At 42.7% G+C, this 19367-nt stretch carries 21 protein-coding genes; 1 reads left to right on the top strand and 20 read right to left on the bottom strand.

The window, feature by feature from the left end:
- Positions 1 to 8: 8 nt before the first annotated feature.
- From glmU to metG, 13 genes are all read right to left on the bottom strand, one after another.
- Entirely contained in the window at positions 9 to 1382 is a 1374-nt protein-coding gene (glmU, locus tag AC0VX7_RS00305) for a bifunctional UDP-N-acetylglucosamine diphosphorylase/glucosamine-1-phosphate N-acetyltransferase GlmU (RefSeq protein WP_475426235.1), read from the bottom strand.
- A 240-nt stretch (positions 1383 to 1622) separates the two neighbouring features.
- Positions 1623 to 1913, bottom strand: a complete 291-nt coding sequence (gene spoVG / locus AC0VX7_RS00300) for a septation regulator SpoVG (RefSeq protein WP_023613316.1) — start codon at positions 1911 to 1913, stop codon at positions 1623 to 1625.
- A gap of 569 nt (positions 1914 to 2482) precedes the next feature.
- Positions 2483 to 2857, bottom strand: a complete 375-nt coding sequence (locus AC0VX7_RS00295) for a RidA family protein (protein ID WP_475426234.1) — start codon at positions 2855 to 2857, stop codon at positions 2483 to 2485.
- Positions 2858 to 2889: 32 nt separating this feature from the next.
- A complete protein-coding gene (purR, locus tag AC0VX7_RS00290; RefSeq protein WP_215034656.1) occupies positions 2890 to 3714 on the bottom strand; it encodes a pur operon repressor in 825 nt (274 codons plus the stop codon).
- Positions 3715 to 3769: 55 nt separating this feature from the next.
- Positions 3770 to 4639, bottom strand: a complete 870-nt coding sequence (gene ispE / locus AC0VX7_RS00285) for a 4-(cytidine 5'-diphospho)-2-C-methyl-D-erythritol kinase (protein ID WP_475426233.1) — start codon at positions 4637 to 4639, stop codon at positions 3770 to 3772.
- 371 nt (positions 4640 to 5010) lie between these two features.
- A complete protein-coding gene (locus AC0VX7_RS00280) occupies positions 5011 to 5190 on the bottom strand; it encodes a small, acid-soluble spore protein, alpha/beta type (protein WP_041967995.1) in 180 nt (59 codons plus the stop codon).
- A 156-nt stretch (positions 5191 to 5346) separates the two neighbouring features.
- Positions 5347 to 5610: a biofilm formation stimulator Veg gene (veg, locus tag AC0VX7_RS00275; RefSeq protein ID WP_475426232.1), complete on the bottom strand. Its 264-nt coding sequence runs from the start codon at positions 5608 to 5610 to the stop codon at positions 5347 to 5349.
- A 197-nt stretch (positions 5611 to 5807) separates the two neighbouring features.
- Positions 5808 to 6686, bottom strand: coding sequence for a sporulation peptidase YabG (yabG, locus tag AC0VX7_RS00270; RefSeq protein ID WP_475426231.1), 879 nt, complete (start codon positions 6684 to 6686; stop codon positions 5808 to 5810).
- A 227-nt stretch (positions 6687 to 6913) separates the two neighbouring features.
- Positions 6914 to 7792 carry a 16S rRNA (adenine(1518)-N(6)/adenine(1519)-N(6))-dimethyltransferase RsmA gene (gene rsmA / locus AC0VX7_RS00265; RefSeq protein ID WP_475426230.1) on the bottom strand — a complete coding sequence of 293 codons (879 nt, stop codon included), beginning with the start codon at positions 7790 to 7792 and terminating at the stop codon, positions 6914 to 6916.
- Entirely contained in the window at positions 7785 to 8345 is a 561-nt protein-coding gene (gene rnmV, locus AC0VX7_RS00260) for a ribonuclease M5 (protein WP_475426229.1), read from the bottom strand. Before rnmV ends, rsmA begins: the two co-directional genes overlap by 8 nt.
- Before the next feature lie 306 nt (positions 8346 to 8651).
- Entirely contained in the window at positions 8652 to 9836 is a 1185-nt protein-coding gene (locus AC0VX7_RS00255) for a ubiquitin-like domain-containing protein (protein WP_475428049.1), read from the bottom strand.
- Between the two features lie 237 nt (positions 9837 to 10073).
- Entirely contained in the window at positions 10074 to 10841 is a 768-nt protein-coding gene (locus AC0VX7_RS00250; protein ID WP_475426228.1) for a TatD family hydrolase, read from the bottom strand.
- 299 nt (positions 10842 to 11140) lie between these two features.
- The gene (gene metG / locus AC0VX7_RS00245) at positions 11141 to 13093 is read right to left on the bottom strand and encodes a methionine--tRNA ligase (RefSeq protein WP_475426227.1); all 1953 of its coding nucleotides are present in this window, start codon (positions 13091 to 13093) and stop codon (positions 11141 to 11143) included.
- Positions 13094 to 13782: 689 nt separating this feature from the next.
- Between metG and AC0VX7_RS00240 the strand changes: the two genes are divergently transcribed.
- A complete protein-coding gene (locus AC0VX7_RS00240; RefSeq protein WP_215034644.1) occupies positions 13783 to 14070 on the top strand; it encodes an AbrB/MazE/SpoVT family DNA-binding domain-containing protein in 288 nt (95 codons plus the stop codon).
- 59 nt (positions 14071 to 14129) lie between these two features.
- Here AC0VX7_RS00240 and rsmI read toward each other — a convergent pair whose 3' ends face one another.
- The 7 genes from rsmI to AC0VX7_RS00205 form a co-directional block, all read right to left on the bottom strand.
- A complete protein-coding gene (rsmI, locus tag AC0VX7_RS00235) occupies positions 14130 to 15011 on the bottom strand; it encodes a 16S rRNA (cytidine(1402)-2'-O)-methyltransferase (RefSeq protein WP_475426226.1) in 882 nt (293 codons plus the stop codon).
- Positions 15012 to 15034: 23 nt separating this feature from the next.
- A complete protein-coding gene (locus AC0VX7_RS00230; RefSeq protein ID WP_215034640.1) occupies positions 15035 to 15778 on the bottom strand; it encodes a tRNA1(Val) (adenine(37)-N6)-methyltransferase in 744 nt (247 codons plus the stop codon).
- Positions 15779 to 16012: 234 nt separating this feature from the next.
- A complete protein-coding gene (yabA, locus tag AC0VX7_RS00225) occupies positions 16013 to 16384 on the bottom strand; it encodes a DNA replication initiation control protein YabA (protein WP_041968004.1) in 372 nt (123 codons plus the stop codon).
- Positions 16385 to 16397: 13 nt separating this feature from the next.
- Positions 16398 to 17228 carry a PSP1 domain-containing protein gene (locus tag AC0VX7_RS00220; RefSeq protein ID WP_215034638.1) on the bottom strand — a complete coding sequence of 277 codons (831 nt, stop codon included), beginning with the start codon at positions 17226 to 17228 and terminating at the stop codon, positions 16398 to 16400.
- Positions 17221 to 18228 (bottom strand): DNA polymerase III subunit delta', encoded by a 1008-nt coding sequence (holB, locus tag AC0VX7_RS00215; RefSeq protein WP_475426225.1) that lies wholly within the window; start codon positions 18226 to 18228, stop codon positions 17221 to 17223. Before holB ends, AC0VX7_RS00220 begins: the two co-directional genes overlap by 8 nt.
- Before the next feature lie 13 nt (positions 18229 to 18241).
- Positions 18242 to 18682: a YaaR family protein gene (locus tag AC0VX7_RS00210; RefSeq protein ID WP_475426224.1), complete on the bottom strand. Its 441-nt coding sequence runs from the start codon at positions 18680 to 18682 to the stop codon at positions 18242 to 18244.
- 28 nt (positions 18683 to 18710) lie between these two features.
- Positions 18711 to 19040 (bottom strand): cyclic-di-AMP receptor, encoded by a 330-nt coding sequence (locus AC0VX7_RS00205; protein WP_023613337.1) that lies wholly within the window; start codon positions 19038 to 19040, stop codon positions 18711 to 18713.
- Positions 19041 to 19367 lie beyond the last annotated feature (327 nt).

Raw genomic sequence — 19367 nt, 5'->3', positions numbered from 1 at the left:
CAAGACTCTTATTTCTTTACGTTCATTTTCCCTACATAATCTTCTTTGTTGACTTGACGAGCACGCGCAAGCGCTAATGCTTCACCTGGAACATCTTCAGTGATGGTGGAACCGGCTGCTACATAAGCACCTTTCCCAATCGTCACTGGTGCAACAAGATTGGAATTACAGCCAATGAATACGCCATCTTCAATCTTGGTCAAGAACTTGTTTTTGCCATCATAATTCACTGTGATGGAGCCGCAGCCGATATTCACATCAGCACCGACTTGTGCGTCACCGATATAGCTAAGGTGTGAAGCTTTGCTTCCTTTGCCAAATACCGCTTTCTTAATTTCGACAAAATTGCCGATTTTTACTTCATCATGGATATCAGAATCTGGCCTGATGTGCGCGAAAGGTCCGATATTGACTTCGGAGCCAATTTTGCTGTCGAAGGCAGCTGATTGGCGAATAACTGTATTGTTTCCAATCTCGCAGTTGCTGATTTCAGTATTAGGTCCAATCTGGCATTCAGAGCCGATGACCGTGCTGCCAGAAAGCGTCGTACCCGGGAAAATAACCGTATCCTGTCCAACCTTCACATCCGGTCCAATATACGTGTTATCAGGATCAATAATCGATACTCCATTGCGCATATGATACTCGTTGATCCGCTTTTTCATCGTGCGTTCAGCCTCCGCAAGAGCCACACGGTCATTGACGCCGAGTGTCTCCGCAAAGCTATCCGTCACATACGCAGAAACGATTTCACCCTGATTTTTCAGGATTTCGATGACATCTGGAAGATAGTATTCTCCCTGGACATTATCGTTTGATACATTCTGGATCGCCTCGAATAACATTTTGTTGTCGAAGCAATATGTACCAGTGTTGATTTCATTGATGCTTCTTTCCTGCTCGCTGGCATCCTTATGCTCGACGATTTTTTCAACAAAACCTTCCGCATTCCTGACAATCCTGCCATATCCAGTTGGATCCTCAGCTCTCGCAGTCAGGATGGTCGCTTTGGCGTTTGTCTCTTCATGATGCTTGAAAAGAGCTTCCATTGTTTCATCCTTGATCAGCGGAGTATCACCACAGACAACGATTGTGACTCCCTCTTTGTCTGCAAGCATGTCCCCTGCCTGCTGCACAGCATGAGCGGTTCCTAGCTGTTCTGCCTGAAGGGCATACTGGCTATCTTCACCGAGCTGATCCTTCACTTTTTCCGCCCCATGACCGACAATGGTCACGATTTCGTTTATATTAAGACTTTTCACCTGGTCAATTACATGCTGTACCATTGGCTTGCCGCATACAGGGTGAAGTACCTTATACAATTTGGACTTCATTCTTGTTCCCTGACCGGCTGCTAAAATGATTGCATAACGATTAGACATTAGCAGGCCTCCAATTTACCTTTTTATCCATTACGAATATATCTTAAATAGCCGGCCATTTCAAGAATAGAAGAACAAGTACAATTATTTGTCAGTTTAGGTAGGGGAGTATTTCATGAAAAAACAATAAAAAAAATTTTAAAAGATATATTTAAAAGAGGTTTAATTGGGGACAAACCGGGGAAATAAAAAAGAGCCTAACTTATGCAGCAGGCTCTTGATGTTATACACTTATATATTCTAGGAAGCGCCAGCTTCTTCGAATTCAACTTCTAATTCACCTAAACGGTGGTACTCTGCCAATACAGCATCCTGGATCTTTCCGCGTGTACCCGAATTGATCGGATGCGCGATATCACGGAACTCGCCATCAGGAGTGCGTTTACTTGGCATTGCAACAAATAGGCCGTTGTTTCCATCAATCACCCTGATATCATGGACAACAAACTCGTTGTCAAGCGTGATGGAAGCGATCGCTCTCATCCGTCCATCTGTATTAACGCGGCGTAATCTTACGTCAGTTACTTCCATTCTGTTCACCACCTTTACAAATAGATAAAATTCTAGTTAAATAATTCCACGTTGAAATCAAATCTCCTTCTTTTACAAGAAAATTTTTTTGAAAAAATAGGGCGAATTTATGAACATTTCCATTTTGCAAGCCTTTTTACGGTTAAAAAAACCTATAAAATAGGCTTTTTTGGCTATTGACGCGTAAAAAAAGACTTCCTACAAAGTTATTATTTTTTATTTCTTTTTGAGATCTTATTATAGAAAAAACATTTATTTTGGCTCTGTTAAACTTGGCTGTTGATTTTCGTTCCAGGCGCTTCGCTTTCCGCGGGCAGTCGGGGAGCCTCCTCAGCGCTTTAAGCGCCTCCGGGGTCTATCCCGCAGGAGTCTTCGCGCCTTCCACTACAATCAACAGGATGTAAAAACAACACTTAGCTTTAACAGAGCCTTTATTTTAAAAGGTGTTTCCCCTTCTTGTGACCGAAACTCCTGTTCCATTCCTTTTTCGTGCACATATACTCCTCTTGTAAACCCTTTTCCTTCCCAAACAATATCTCATCCCTTTTGAACATAAAAAAAACGCCCGTTTATTTAACGAGCGCTACTACTTCGATTTCCACCAGTGCGTCCTTTGGCAGTCTTGCTACCTCTACAGTTGAGCGAGCTGGTTTATGTGTATGGAAATACTCTGCATATACTTCATTCAACTGAGCGAATTCATCCATATTTTTGATGAAGACAGTTGCTTTTACGACTGTTTCAAGTGATGCTCCCGCAGCCTCAAGTACAGCTTTCAAGTTTTTGAATACCTGATGAGTCTGTGCCTGGATATCCCCTTCTACCATAACACCCTCTGGAGTCAAAGGAATCTGGCCAGAGCTATAGAAAAGATTGTTCACAACCACACCCTGCGAATATGGACCGATTGCGGCAGGCGCGTTTGAAGTTTGTACAATATTCATATTGTCACCTCGTCAATTTGTTATTTGAACAACTATTCTCTGCGAGCGAAGTAATTTCCTTCACTCACGGTAATATTTCGTTCTTTTACGTCTACATCTGAAAGGCGGACGAGTGAAAGATACTCATCGACAAGCCTTTCTTCAATATTCTCCGATTCAACCAGAACCGCTATTCCTGCTAACTCCGCATTAAACTCTTCAAGCAAGTTGATCATACCATTAACGGTACCGCCTGCTTTCATGAAGTCATCGACAATCAGAACCTTCGAACCCTCTGCAAGGCTGCGCTTTGATAGCACCATCGTCTGGATTCGTTTTGATGAGCCTGAAACGTAGTTGATGCTTACAGTCGACCCTTCAGTTACTTTGCTATCCCTTCTGACAATCACAACAGGTACATTCAATTGGCTTGCGACTGCGTAAGCGATAGGAATCCCCTTCGTAGCCACGGTCATGACAACCTCGATATCTTTTTCTGCAAAAGCAGAAGCGAGCAGCCTCCCCACTTCCTGCACAATCGCTGGATTGCCGAGGATATCGTTCATGAAAAGGTAGCCGCCTGGTAGCAACCGGTCAGGACTTGCCATAATAGTACACAGTTCATCGATTGCCTTACGTGCTTTTTCCTCACTGACATGAACGTGGAACTTGACTCCACCGGCTGCGCCTGGCACGGTCTGCAGGACACCGATTCCCCGCTGTTCAAATGTTTCTTTGATGATTCCGAGATCTTCACTGATTGAGGACTTTGCTGAACCATACTTCTCGGCAAAATAGGTTAACGGTACCAATTGGCGCGGATGTTCCAGTAAATAAGTCGTCATATCGATCAAACGCTCGCTGCGTCGAAATTTCATTCAAGAACCTCCAAAATCCGAATATTTAAGGTTAATATACCACCATTATACGGATTTAATCAAGAGTGTGGCGCTCTCCAAGCATTCTCACTGCAAATACTTGGTCGCAGAACCCTCGTAGGCCGTTATAAATACGATGCATCCGCGAATCATGAGCCACAAGACTGAATACTGTCGGTCCGCTTCCGCTCATTAAAACGGCGTCAGCACCAAACCTCTTCATTTGGTCTTTGATCTGCGCTACCTCAGGATAAAGCGAAAGCGTCACATCTTCCAAAACATTTCCGACACTGTTGCAGACTCCATTGAAATCTCCATCTTCAATCGCGGATATCATTTGCTTTGTAGGCGGATGCTGAACCTTCTCTACATTAAGGCGGCGATATACTTCTGCGGTCGATACACCGATAAATGGCTTCGCCAAAACAATCCAACATGTTGGCGGTGCCGGCAGTTGTTCGATAATTTCCCCTCTGCCCGTTGCAAGCGCAGTTCCTCCGTAAACACAGAAAGAAACGTCTGAGCCAATTTCAGCGCCGAGCACAGCCAGCTCGTCCAATGACAGACCAAGCTTCCATAGCTTATTCAAGCCTCTTAACGCTGCCGCTGCATCACTGCTGCCGCCAGCAAGCCCTGCTGCCACCGGAATAGTCTTCTCAATTCCGATAATAACACCTTGCTTAACCTGGAACCTCTCCTTCAACAGATGCGCTGCCTGGTAAGCAAGATTCCGCTGATCATCAGGTACAAACCGATTATGGGAATGGATTACAATCCTGTCTTCTTCTAGTAAACTAAGTTCAATGCGATCAGCCAAATCAATCGTCGTCATGACCATTTCCACCTCATGGTAACCGTCCGGACGTTTGTGCAAAACATCAAGGGACAAATTGATTTTTGCTGGCGCCTTCACTAAAACCTTCACAACCTCCACCTACTTTAACGAATTCCACATTTTGTCCTATTTTACCACAAAAAGAAAAGAAAAGCGCAAGCGCCTTGGTCAGCCCCTCGAGTCGATGGAGCTGGACAATTTTCTAAGTTAAAACCATACTCTCTGAGTAAAATAAGTAAGACTCCTCTGCAAGAAACATTCCTTTATTTTATCATTTGCGTAATCGCGAATACAGTAATTTCACAAAGAATTAGAATTGCAGAAGGATACATGGAACTTGCCCTCGATTTCTATACATGCAAAAAGCCGGAGCAATAGCCCCGGCACCGCGATGGATCTGAATTTTATTGGCAACTGCGAAAAACAGCTGTGTGGCAGTCTCTAAAGAATTTTTATCTGGGTCAGCGGTTCTGGTTCGCAAGCTGCTGTTCGGCCAGCTCAATCGCTCGCTTCACCATGTTACCTGCGTCTTTGGCCTTTATCCCGCCCCATCCTTCATTCTGGACGACATCATAGAAGCCAAGTTCTTTCGCAAGCTCTTCCTTCAACCTTTCAGACATAATCCCTCTTCTTCTGCCCATTACGACCATCTCCTTTCACCACCACGGTTACCTTAGTATTTTTGAAAAAAGAGGTTTTCATGTGCTCCTTATTTATCCTTCAATTAAGTAAATTTGGGCAAAATAAAAAGCAGCTAACCCGAGAGTTGACTGCCTGTACTGCATTGAGCCAAAAAATTAGCTCAAAGCTATTGATCCTGATGTATCTTCAAAGAAGGTAATTTCCACTGTTTCAGTTAAAACATCTGCGTAGCTGTACGAAACACGTTCAAAAGCATTTTCATCCTGGTCAAGCTCGATGACGAAAACAGAAGGATAAGTTTCCGCTAACACGCCAGAACGTTCAATCGTCTTTCTCCGTCCTCCGTTGGCCTTTAGCATGAGTCTTTTTCCTAAGTTTGAATCAAGCGCTTTTTTGATATCCGATAATGTTTTTGGCATTCGGTCCACCTCACTGTGTAAAGTATAACACGATGACACTAATTAGTCAAACAAAAACATAAATTATAACAGTACTTAAATTTAAAAGTCAATATATTTCGGTCTTCTTTTTCTTCTAAATTTCAACAATTTTAGAGTAGCCTTTAATGGAGTAAAATATGTACCAAAAAAATAAAAAACGCCGGACCGTATTTTATTCAGTCCGACGAATTTTTATTATATGGCATTCCTGTCCTTAATACTCCTTTTGTTTCGATGCCGCCAAGCCCCTTATCTCCCGTTAATGTATTTCGCAATACATCCCATACGTTTATGCGTTCCATGAAGGGCGTAAAGCTGATTTTAGCAACAATATAGACTGGGTCAAGAGCATGGATATTGACTCTTGACGGGGAGCTGGCAAAATTGGCTCCAGCGTGGATCAACGATTCAAAATGGGATTGGCACGCTCCAGCAAATATGACCAGTTGGTCCAGATGCGGAACTTTCTTTCTGGCCTCTCTTACGGTCTGGACAAAATGCTTGGAATGACGATATGCATTCAGGTCGTCCATCGTTCCCTTGGACTTGGAATAGGCATCGTGCCCGGTAATGACCAATATATCGGGCCGATAGTAATCAATCAGCGTTCCGACTTTATCCGGCATTTCTTTTTCATTGCAATGGAATCCATAAACAGGGACTCCTACTTTCTCATATAGTGTCAGGCACTTTTTTAAGTAGTTCGGATCTCCATCAATATGGAGCACCTTCCCAGGCATCTGAAAGTAGTTATATGACTTGCTGTATCCCTCAGTAGTTTCATATTCCTGTTTTTGCTGTAACAGATCCACATCCTGCCTGAATAGCTTATATGACTGTTCTTCAAGTGAGCGGAATTCCTTTGTCAGCCTCATGCGCATACTCGGATCTATTTTAATTAAATCTTCATAGGGCGCATCCGCAATCAATCGGAAATCCTCACCGTATAATATCGCGATTTTTTTGCCATGTTTCTCTCTGATATCGATAACCCGGAACATAATATCGCATTGATGCGAAACCCTGCCGACGATATCCATGAGGTTAATATTCATAATCCTCACTCCAATTGCCCCGCACACAGGCTGCGCTAAGTGGTATTCTTACATAAAATATGCAGGTACCCATAGACATGTGCTTTTTCTGGCATATGGAGGCTGGGTTAATAAATGGGTTCGCACTTTTAAAATCCTAGCGCTCTTGAAAGCTGCGTAAATCAAAAAAAAAAACCGCTGGCTTTTTTACCGTAACAATAAAAAAGCCCGGAAAAAATATCCGGACTTTAGTGGAAATATGGATACAGCGCATTGCTCAATTGAGCGAATTCTTCTATCGAAAGGGTTTCTCCCCTGCGCGACTCTTCGACTCCTGCCTGCTGGAGTGCAGCTTGGATATTTTCTTTCTTCTGCTTTCCATCCGGCAGCTGGCTTGTCAGGTTATTCAAGATTGTTTTCCTTCGCTGGGCAAAACTTGACCTGGTGACGCGGAAGAAAAAGTCTTCATCTTTCAACTTCACCGGCGGCTCATCATGCAATGTCAATCTGATGACAGCTGAATCTACGTTCGGCTGTGGCATAAACACCGTTTTAGGAACAATCATCACTGTTTCAGCCTTTGTATAATACTGGACTGCAATTGACAGCGAACCATATTCCTTCGTTCCGGGCTTGGCAGAGATTCTATCGCCAACCTCCTTTTGAAGCATACAGACGATTCCTCTAATCGGCAGCCTTTCCTCAAGCAGCTTCATCAGGATAGGTGTTGTTACGTAATATGGCAGGTTGGCAACGACCATAACATCCTCTTGCTTTTCAAATTCCTGCTTCATCACAGCTTGAACATCTGCTTTCAGGACATCACTATGAATGACCTTTACGTTTGGATAAGGGGACAGTGTATCCTCCAAGATTGGCAGCAGACGCTGATCGATTTCAAATGCAACAACTTTTTCCGCTCTTTTAGCCAACTGTTCAGTCAACGCTCCAATTCCAGGGCCGATTTCTATCGCACCGCTATGGTCCGTTAACTCCGCATGGTCGACGATGCGGTTCAGGATATTAGTATCGATCAAAAAGTTCTGTCCAAGGCTCTTTTTAAAAGAAAAACCGTATTTATCCAGTATTTCCTTCGTTCTCATCGGGGTCGCAATATCTTTATGCATTTTGTTCCTCCTTAAGGATTTCTGCCAGCGCATCTGCGAAATCCTGTCTTTTCACCTGAAACATCATTAGACGCTTATGCAGCTGTTTCCCATTTGTATAACCAATACGCAGCAGCCTGCCAAGCTTTTCACGCCTCTCCCTGGAACCTGGGCCGCCGATCAGACCCGCAACAATCAAGTCGTCCTGGGTAATCTCCTCAACCGCCTCTGCGTCCATTACCTGAGCATCCTTCAGCGCTTCACGGATCACCTCGGGAGATGCATGTTCCACACCAAGACCCCTCCCGGATTTAGGCTTGGCCAGCTCTTTTGGGATAAAAGCATGCTTACACCCTGCAACATGCTCTGAAATAGTCTTGCGGATTTTTTCACCTGGAAAATCAGGGTCGGTAAAAACAATAACTCCCCGCTTTTCGTGGGCATTCCGAATCCGTTCAATCGTATCCGCATTAATCGCCGACCCATTCGTTTCAATTGTATCCGCATTAACAGCACGTTTAATCGCCGTCGTATCATCCTTACCCTCAACTACAATGATTTCTTTTAACTTCATGGTTCCTCCGTTAAATATGCATACGCCAATTTATTTAAACAGCGTTAGATTCGTTGAATAAAAAATTTATCAAAGAAAAAAATTTTCTTTGAAATAAATGAAACATTTTTGAAATATAATCGTCTATATAGGTGTGAAAGTTTTTAATCCATTACGCTTTTCTTAAGTTAAATTATAACTTTGGTATGTAATTTGTGTTCAGCTCCAGCACCTAGACCCTCGAGTCGCTTGCACTTTTCTTATTATACCTTAAACGTAAAATGAAAAAACAAAAATGCAGAGGAAAGGTTCCCCTGCATCATGAAATTAATTTAGGATTTTGATTTTGACTTTTTTTCGGCCCCAGCGGTATGCATCCGACTTTGAGGCGAAAAAGACATCGATCTTATTACCTTTGATAGCTGATCCTTTATCGGCAGCTATTGCATAGCCATAGCCTTCAACATATACTTTGGTACCTAAAGGAATAACTCTTGGATCTACTGCAATGACCTTGATGTTAGGGTTTGCCCTCAGATTGATACCAGTAGCTGTGTAGCCGGAGCAGCCGTTACAGTTAGCGGTATACGCTGTGGAAGTAACATAAAATTCCTTCCCTGCAGGTTCACTTGAGCCACGTGATACTTGAGCTACGATGACCTTCGTTCCCATTGCCACGACTTTATCCTGTTTTTCTTTCAATTTCTTTTCACTGACCAGTTTTCTTGATACTTCTTTGCCATTTTCAAGGATTACTTCATATTCCTTTGAAAGCAAGCCTTCCTGGCCTTCTGTTACGACTTTCTGTTTCCCTTTTTCCAGTTTGCTGTCATTTTTCGTAATGACTGCATAGCTAATTGGTTCTTCCACTACATCGGTGACTTTTTCAACTCGAATGACATTAATCACGGCATCTTTAGTGACGTTCTGCTTTAATGCAGGCTCAACACGGTCCATTTCGTTCAGTGTGATTCCTTGCTGTGATAAAAAGTCAGCGACCGTAGTCGAAGTCGACCAAACATCTTGCTCTTTTCCGCCTACTACAACCTTGAGCGGGAAAGCTCTTTGAATGGCAATCTTCATATCTTGCTTTAGTTTAGCGTCTGGGTTTTGGTTTAACTTGTCGTGTTCATTTATAGCGATATTCTGTTCTTTCAGGAATTCCTCTACAGTATCGGCTGCTGTCCAATACGTTTTCTTTTCCTGATCTTGTATTAGCTCTACCTGTCTTGCCGGCTTCCACACGATCGATAGGTTGTTTTTAACCTCCGTGTTTGCCGCCAGCGATAAATAATCCTCTGAGCGCAATGAAATATTGAGATCATTAAATATATCTTGGATAGTATTTGCGTGTGTTTTAATGACTCTTTCTTCGCCATCCAGCGTCAATGCGACTGTATTTTTGGACCCTTCGTACATGAAGAACCCAAGAGCAGCAGCAAAAACTAGGAAACTAGCAGAAAAAATCACTAGTTTCTTCTTACTCAAAGTCTTGGAAAACAGGTTTTTCATACTATTAATCACGATGAAAAACGCCTCCTCTTCTCGGAGTGATTATAAAGATATTGTTGCCGACTTGTCAACCCAGACACCCTTGCCAAGCGTAGTCCCTATTATGCAAGATGCTCCATAAAAAGAAAAGCAAGAGTTATCGACACGGTTATCCTATGTCGCAAGTGAGACATGTAGAACTTCTTAGAAACATAAAAAGTTTGGACAACCTTGTTGAAAAATCGACAACATTCCTTATCACTTTATGCCGAATAATTTTTTTGCATTTTTGGCTGTTTCTTCTGCCACTTCCTCAAAAGTTAACCCTTTCAGTTCTGCAATTTGTTCGGCTACCAATTTTACATAGGCTGGTTCATTTCTTTTTCCGCGATATGGATGCGGAGTCAAGTATGGGCAGTCTGTTTCAACCAATAGACGGTCTAATGGGATTTCCTCCGCCACTTCCTTCGGTTTTTTTGCATTTTTAAAGGTAACAGGCCCGCCAAGCGAAATATAGAAATTCATTTCAACGCATTCAAGTGCGGTTTCCACGCTGCCGCTGAAACAGTGCATGATTCCGCCCACTTCCCCGGCATTCTCTTCCTTTAAAATCTCTACTATGTCTGCTGTTGCATCACGATTATGTATGATAATAGGAAGTTGCACTTCTTTTGCCAGTCTGATTTGTTTGCGGAAGACCTCTTTCTGGATTTCCTTCGGTGACTTGTCCCAATAATAATCAAGACCCATTTCCCCAAGTGCCACGACCTTCGGATGGCCTGCCAATTCTTTCAGCCAATCGAGATGATCCTGGGTCATATCGATTGCATCGACTGGATGCCACCCTACACTCGCATAAAGAAAGTCATAGCTTTCGGCGAGCTCTAGTGCTTTTTTAATCGTTATTTCATCGAACCCGACAACCACCATATTCGTAACACCTTCAGCAATTGCGCGGTCAATGACCTCCTGGAGATCCTCGTTGAATTGTTCTGCGTTTAAGTGCACGTGTGTATCAAAAAGCATGTCAAAACTCCTTTGCAGCATTGCCCTGCAGTTTCATTCTAATCATACCTGACAAAAGGTTGAATAGAATTACTGCGATGTCCTTATTATTGTGATAAAGATGTGTCGATATCATAACTTTTTTTCATTGTAAAGGTCAAATTTTTGCAACTGCTTTCATAAAAACCCGACAATCGTCGGGAGTGCTTGCTATCTAACTCTCTTACTATCATAAATCACTCTTTAAGAAAAACTGCTTTTTTAACACAAAAAACCTGAAAATGTTACACATGAAACATTTCCAGGTTTTCATTTTGAATTTATTTAACTTTAGCGCCAACAGAAAGTGCATCGTCAACTGTTGCCAGTGACATGACACCGTCTTTTTCCCCTGCAAGGATCATTCCCTCGGAAAGCTCCCCGCGGAGTTTGACCGGCTTGAGGTTCGTCACGCAAATCACCTTTTTGCCGACAAGATCTTCCGGTTTATAGTACTTCGCAATGCCAGAAACAACCTGGCGCTTTTCATAGCCAAGATCCAATTGAAGCTTCAGAAGCTTATCAGCCTTTTTGACTGGTTCTGCATGGATGACTTTCGCTACACGAAGCTCTACTTTCATGAAGTCATCAATCGTGATTTCATCCTGAGGTTCAGGCTTTTCATCTTCTACAGGCGCTGCCGGGGCAGATCCCTGCATTTTTTCCTTGATGAACTCAACTTCTTCCTTCAATTCAAGGCGTGGGAAGATCGGCTCTCCTTGAACAACCTTTGTACCAGCAGGAATCTGGCCAAATTCCTCGAGGCTTTCCCATGTTTGAAGTGCTTCGGAACCAACATTCAGCTGAGCAAAGATTTTATCAGGAGTTCTTGTCAGGAATGGCTTCAGCAGGACAGCGACTCTTCTCAATGATTCAGCTAGGTGGACCATCACATCCGCGAGGGCCGCTTTCTTTTCTTCATCCTTCGCCAGCACCCAAGGCTGTGTTTCATCGATGAACTTATTGCAGCGGCTGATCAATTGCCACACAGAAGTAAGGGCCACGGAAAACTCCATTTTCTCCATTGCTTCTTCGTACTTCTGAACTGTTTCCTTGTTCACTTCAAGCAGCTGCTTGTCAAATTCCCCTTCGGAACCATTGTAAGCAGGGATTTCTCCATCAAAATACTTATTGATCATCGCTACCGTTCTGTTCAACAGGTTTCCAAGGTCATTCGCCAGGTCAAAGTTGATCCTTTCAACAAATCCTTCCGGAGTGAACACACCATCAGAACCGAATGGAACTTCACGGAGCAGGTAGTATCGAAGCGCATCTAGACCGTAGCGGTCAATCAGTGTAACCGGGTCGACTACATTCCCCTTGGATTTCGACATTTTTCCGTCCTTCATCAAAAGCCAGCCATGGGCGAATACCTTTTTAGGAAGCGGAAGGTCAAGAGCCATCAGCATGATCGGCCAATAAATTGTATGGAAGCGGACGATTTCTTTACCGACAAGATGGACATCCGCAGGCCAGTAATTCAAGTACTTGGAATCATCATCCGTTCCATAGCCAAGAGCCGTGATATAGTTCGACAATGCATCGATCCATACATAAATGACATGCTTCGGATCACCAGGAACCTTCACACCCCAATCAAATGTTGTCCGGGATACAGCCAGATCCTCAAGTCCAGGTTTAATAAAGTTATTGATCATTTCATTTTTACGAGATTCTGGCTGGATGAACTCCGGATTCTCTTCATAATATTTCAACAGCCTGTCCGCGTATTTACTCATTTTGAAGAAGTATGACTCTTCTTTAACCTTTTCAACAGGACGGCCGCAATCCGGACATTTGCCATCTTCAAGCTGTCTGTCTGTGTAGAATGATTCACATGGAGTACAGTACCAGCCCTCATATTGATCAAGATAGATATCACCCTGCTCAAGAAGCTGAGCGAAAATTTTCTCGACAATCTGCTTGTGGCGATCCTGAGTCGTACGGATAAAATCATTGTAGGAAATATCCAGCTTGCCCCAAAGCTCCTGGATCCCTTCGACGATTTCATCTACATATTGCTGCGGAGTGATGCCCTTCGCCTCAGCATTACGCTGGATTTTTTGACCGTGCTCATCCGTTCCTGTCAAGTACATGACATCATAGCCGCGCAGTCTCTTATAGCGAGCCATTGCATCACCAGCTACTGTCGTATAAGCATGGCCAATATGTAAATTGCCGCTCGGATAATAAATCGGGGTGGTAAGATAAAAGGTTTTCAGTTTCTCTTCCATGAAGATCCTCCTTAACTAAAACTGCTAGTTCATTCTAATAGTAGTTATTATACCAGCTAATGCCCTAGGATTCATAACACTTTAATGGTTTCGACAATCTCATTTTACTCAATTAGGAAAATCATAATTATTTATAAAAAAAATCTTCCACTACGGACATTCTCCCTATATAGTTTACGAATTTTGTCAGTAGAGAATTTAATGTGGACTATGCCCTTTATATAACTTTAACAAAAAAGCCCCGCCTTATTTTTTGGCAGGAGCTTAATAACCGATTTTTAAAATGAAAAATTGATCATCACATAATAAAATCATAACCAAATCCATTAAGAGAATATACCTGTTTACAAAATAATGTACATGTTATCAAGATTTTGTCGAATTTGTTACATTTTGTCGAATAAGATTGTAGAATTTTGTCGAATAATCCTACGTTTACTATTCCCACAATAATATTATTCCTGGATCCTCATAAACAGAAAAACGCACCAGCCCTTACCTTCTCTTGTCTAATCCATCTCTAACCCTTGATATGAAAAGGTTATCACGTTGTGTTAAAATATGTTAAAAGAAGAAAAATAAAATAATTGACGGTTATTGGAATCGCTGGTATTATAAAACCAATAAGAGAAAAATGTCGAAAAATGACGAACTTAAATATACGGGAAAATGAGAGGAGATAGTTTATTATGAAATCTACTGGTATCGTTCGTAAAGTTGATGAGCTTGGCCGTGTGGTAATTCCAATCGAACTTAGAAGGACTCTTGGCATCGCAGAAAAGGATGCTTTGGAAATTTATGTTGATGATGATCGCATCATCCTTAAGAAGTACAAGCCAAACATGACTTGCCACATCACTGGTGAAGTTTCTGACAACAACATCACATTGGCAGGCGGCAAGCTGATCCTTAGCCGTGAAGGTGCTGAACAGCTTCTTCAAGAAATCCAGGGAAACTTCGAACCTGTAAAAGCATAAATCTAATACTCAAGGCCGTGGAAAATTCCACGGCCTTTTTTATATGTGCTGTTTCTGCACTATTCTTTAATATGATACGCCTGGTATACCTCTCGCTTTTGCATACCTCTATCTTTGGCTGTTTGCTTGATTGCTTCCTTAGAGTTCATTTGTTCATTGGAAATATAATGTTCGACATGCTCATCCAGGCTTAAATTTTCCCACCAATGGTTCTCGTCTTCGAAAATGGAATCCAGTGAAGCTCCTTCAATGATTAATACAAATTCCCCGCGGACTTCTTCTGCCTCTGCCCATGCCAATGCTTCAGAAATCGTTCCCCTTAGGAACTCCTCATATTTCTTCGTCAGTTCGCGGCAAAGGACGATTTTGCGGTCACCGAGACCATCAAGCATCACCGATAGCGTTTCCTTCAAACGGTGGGGAGATTCATAAAGGACGATCGTTGCAGTTTGCTTCGCCAGCAGCTCAAGTTCCTTCTTCTTATCCTTTTTTCCTCTCTGGAGGAATCCATAATAATAGAAAGGTTGAGGAAGTATGCCAGAAGCAATCAAAGCTGTCAAGGCAGCATTCGCCCCTGGAAGCGGTACGACAGTCAATCCCTCAGCGATTGCTTCGGTCACCAGTTCTGTACCTGGATCAGAGATGGTCGGCATTCCGGCATCGCTGACAAGCGCGACTTTTGCTCCCTCCTTGATCTTTTCAATCAATTTATGTCCGCTACTTTCCTTGTTATGTTCATGATAGCTGGTCACGGGCGTTTCAATCTCAAAATAATTGCATAGCTTTTTCGTGTTCCTCGTATCCTCCGCCGCAATCAAATCGGCTTCCTTCATGATCCTGATCGCCCTGAATGTCATGTCCTCAAGGTTCCCAATAGGAGTTGGCACAAGATAAAGAATCCCTTTTTCATGCTCCCGTTCAAAGCTTTTCTGCTGTTGCATGTATATCACCCGTTTCTATGCGCTTATTTGCTTCCATATAACATCTCTTTAATAACTGGGGTATACTCATTATTTTCATCATACACCGTCAATGGCTCAAGAATTTTAAGATCAGGGCTTCCATCCTTAATCGCCTCTACCAAAAGCGTATTCGCTTCCTTCCCGGCCTTTGGATATACAAACTGGATTCGCTTAGGCTCAAGCCGGTATTTTCTCATGATCTCGATGATATCGATCAACCTGCCTGGACGGTGGACAAAGGCAACCTTCCCGCCCTGCTTTACAAGCTGGCTCGATGATTTAATCGCATCCTCAAGTGTGCAGAGTATCTCGTGGCGCGCAATCGCCAAATGTTCATTCAGATTAATTTCTTCCTTCGAAGGTGTAGGAAAATAAGGAGGATTGCATGTTACGACATCATACTTCTCGTAGCCAAGCTCTTTGGGCGCATCCTTTAGATCACCATGAATCATATGTAATCGATCTTCAAGATTATTATAATCAATACTGCGGACAGCCATATCGTACAACCGCTCCTGAATTTCCACACCCGTAATACTTCCCTTTGTCCTCGCGCTTAAAAATAATGGAATCACACCATTACCGCTGCAAAGGTCGACAATCCTGCCTTTTTGAATCGGTACCCAGACAAACCTCGCAAGCAGGACAGCATCCAGCGAAAATGAAAATACATTCGGGCTCTGGATGATCCTTAAATCCTCTGCTAATAAATAATCCAATCGTTCATCTTCCCGTAAGTTAACCATTAGATATTTCCTCCATACACATATGTTCAAAGGTTATGACCCTGTAAATTTCTAATATAAAAGGGTGTTTCGCATTGGTTGTTCCTTTTCGGTCATATATAGATATCAGCATTCTTAGTGGGCTCTTTTCGAAGATGCGTCCAAATCGAGCAGGTGTAAATAGTATGTAAATGCTGATCAGTTTACGAAAAGAGCATTATAAAAATAGCCTTCCCTATTAAGGAAGGCTGCCAATTATTTTTTATTAAGAAAGGATAGACAGAACAGACAATCTTCTTTGCGTGGGCTTCCGAAATGCAGGTTGCAGATATGGAAGCCTTCCTGGTACAGACGGGCAAGGTTATCGTAGCCTTCACCGATGTCGACTACGTTTTTATCACCCTGGGCCTGATTGCTGTTTTCCTTATCGCTTTTCTTAATGGTTGGATCTTTTTTACCTATGGTTTGATCCAGACGGCGTCTTATATGCTCATTTTCCAGCTTTAATGCATTATTCTCTTCCAGAACTTCTGCCAAATGCTGTTTTAACTCACCAAGCTGACGGTATAAATCACCAATCTGCGATTCCATATTACTTACTGAGTCAAAGATATCTTTTTTATCCACCTGTTCCACCTCATTAATCTGTGGATGATTGCAACGATACAGCTCCTGCTTCCTGTATTTCCTCAAGTGTATATTCCAGCACACGTTCCTGGCCAGGTATATCGACTTTCATGACTCGTTCCAGGATGTTCAACCCGACAACCTTACCAGTACCATCAGGTGTAACAATCATTTCACCCAGGTCAGGCAGCTGCTCTTTCGCTGATTCATATTCGTCGTTCTCATATTTCAAACAGCACATGAGCCTGCCGCAAAGGCCGGAAATTTTCGTTGGGTTAAGCGAGAGGTTTTGATCCTTGGCCATCTTGATTGAAACTGGATCAAAGTCCCCTAGGAACGTTGAACAGCAAAGCATTCTGCCGCATGGTCCTATCCCGCCAAGCATCTTCGCTTCATCCCTGACACCAATTTGGCGCAGTTCAATCCTTGTCCGGAAAATCGAGGCCAAGTCCTTGACCAATTCCCGGAAATCGACGCGGCCATCAGCCGTGAAGTAGAAAATGACTTTATTGCGGTCAAATGTATATTCAACATCAACAAGCTTCATATCAAGCTGATGTTCATTCACTTTATCACTGCAAACATCGTACGCTTCCTTTGCAGCTGTTTTGTTTTCCTCGACAATAAGACGATCCTTCTGATCTGCAATTCTGACTACCTTTTTCAGAGGCAGGACAACATCCTTCTCGCCGACCTGCTTACGGGGAGTAACCACTCTTCCGTACTCAACGCCCCTTACAGTTTCGACAATGATGAATTCGTCCTTTTGAATTGAGAGATCGCCGGGATCAAAATAATAAATCTTCCCCGCTTTCTTGAAGCGGACACCTACTACATCATACAAGTGTAGATCCCTCCTGCAATTTTAACACCAGCTCTTCCATTAGCAGCTGGGGATTCATATTGGCATGCAGCTTCCTCTTCGCCTCCAGAATGGCTGCCATTTGTTCGGTAAGACGCCGTCCGGATGTCTGTAGTGCAAATTGTTCTAAACGTGAGCTTTCGTTTAGATAAACAACCTGGTCTTTCTTGCCAAGCTGAATGTATAATAAATCCTTAAAAATAAGAAGTAATAAATCCAAACCACGATCGATTTGTTCTTTCTCTTTAAAGTGCATAAACCAGTTCTCTTGAAGCGCGACCATAGCTTCAAGTGAATTCTTTTTCAGCACTTCATATAATTTTAACACTATTTTTTGTGCTTGTGCAAACCAATCATCATTACTTATCTCTAAAGCTTCTTCCAAATTATTGGTTAGCTGAGCCAATAGCGGTGCCATTTGCGGCTGTATCCCATTGGCTATCAGTTGTTCTGCCATATTTTTAGGAGATAACGGAGTGAAATTGATCAATTGGCATCTCGATAAAATCGTCGGCAGCATTTGCTGTGCCTGCTCAGTGATCAATACGGCAACCGTTCCCGCATGCGGTTCCTCAAGGAATTTCAGCAGACTGTTCGCCGCATTTGTCGTCATCCGATCGGCATGCACAATCGTGTAAAGCTTATTCTTTGACTCTACACCTGTTTTTGAAAACTCCCCCTGGAGCTGATGGATCTGCCCTTTCTTGATCGACAGGCCATCTGGCTCGACAAGATGGATATCCGGATGGTTGCCATGGTTGATCCTTTTGCAGTTCAAGCAGGTTTCACAAGGCTTATAGCCATCGACCGGAGCCTGGCAATTGATGCTCTTGGCAAGAAGAATACTAATCTCCTTTTTGCCAGTACCCCTCATTCCTTCAAATAAATACGCATGGGCTATTCGATTTTTCAGGATGCTGTTTTTAATCATTTTCAAAACATTCGGCTGAAGTCTCTCCAGCTCGTCCCACGTCTTTGCCAATGCGATCACTCACTTACGTATATAAATTGATCAACAGTCCTTTGATTTCCCCGACTCTGCCGAGAATATCAATCTGTCCATCTTTATTATCCATCAACTCATCTGTCAACTCCACGAGCTTTTCATCAATTGTTTCTACAAGCTTCAGTGACCTGCCTTCGCCATATTGGTTCCAGCTATGCGAGTGCTTTAGCTCCATTCCAAAGTTGACTGTTTCTTTTACGAATTGCTTAACCAGTGTCTTGAACTTGGCCAGGTCCTTGAACGTCCTAGACCGGGCAAGCCTCTCACCAGCAGACTCGACTTCCTTCATTAATTGCTGCAGCTGTCCAAACTGCATTTTATGTTCCTGTTTCTGCACAAGTTCATTGAACTTGATTCCGCCCCCAGGCTGCTGCTTTTGATCCTGGCGGACTTTATCTATGTTAAGGCGCATATCCTGATTAATCTTCATCTCTTGCTAAACCTCCGGGTACTTCCCGTTAAAATTGATGAAACTGCTCAACAGGCAATACGAATACAGTCGCTCCGCCAACCTCGACTTCAACCGGGTATGGAACATATGAATCCGCATTTCCTCCCATAGGCGAAACAGGTGCTACAAGCTGGTCACGAGATTTACAGTTATCCCTGATGACTTCCAATGCCTTTTCTACCCTGATGTCTTCAGTTCCTATGATAAAAGTGGTGTTTCCTGACTTCAGGAATCCCCCAGTACTAGCCATCTTTGTTGCACGGAAATTATGATCTACTAATGCATTGGACAGACGGTTGCTATCCTGGTCCTGGACCACAGCTAAAATTAACTTCATTCCTTATCCCCCTAGGTTAATTCGCAGGCGTTACGCTTTCATGGCCAAAATGCAATTTGGTTCAAAAAAGCAACAACCCAGACGAAAAAGTGTTTTTTCACTCCGTTACATTTGTATGTTTATTATAACAGGATTCATGTGACAAGACATGATATAAACGTAAAATCCCATTGCCTTCCAGTCAAAATTCACTTATCTGTATATCGAGTGGTTTTTTTTTCAAATTCTAGTGCTTTATTCGTAAAAATTATCTTTTATCCATAACTTACCTTGTTCACTCGCTTAATCCAATTTCCTATTCGCAAACTGGAAAATTCCCATGTAAAA

It is taken from the genome of Mesobacillus sp. QJM3NY_10 (assembly GCF_056173465.1).
This window is presented reverse-complemented; position numbering and strand designations above follow the sequence as displayed.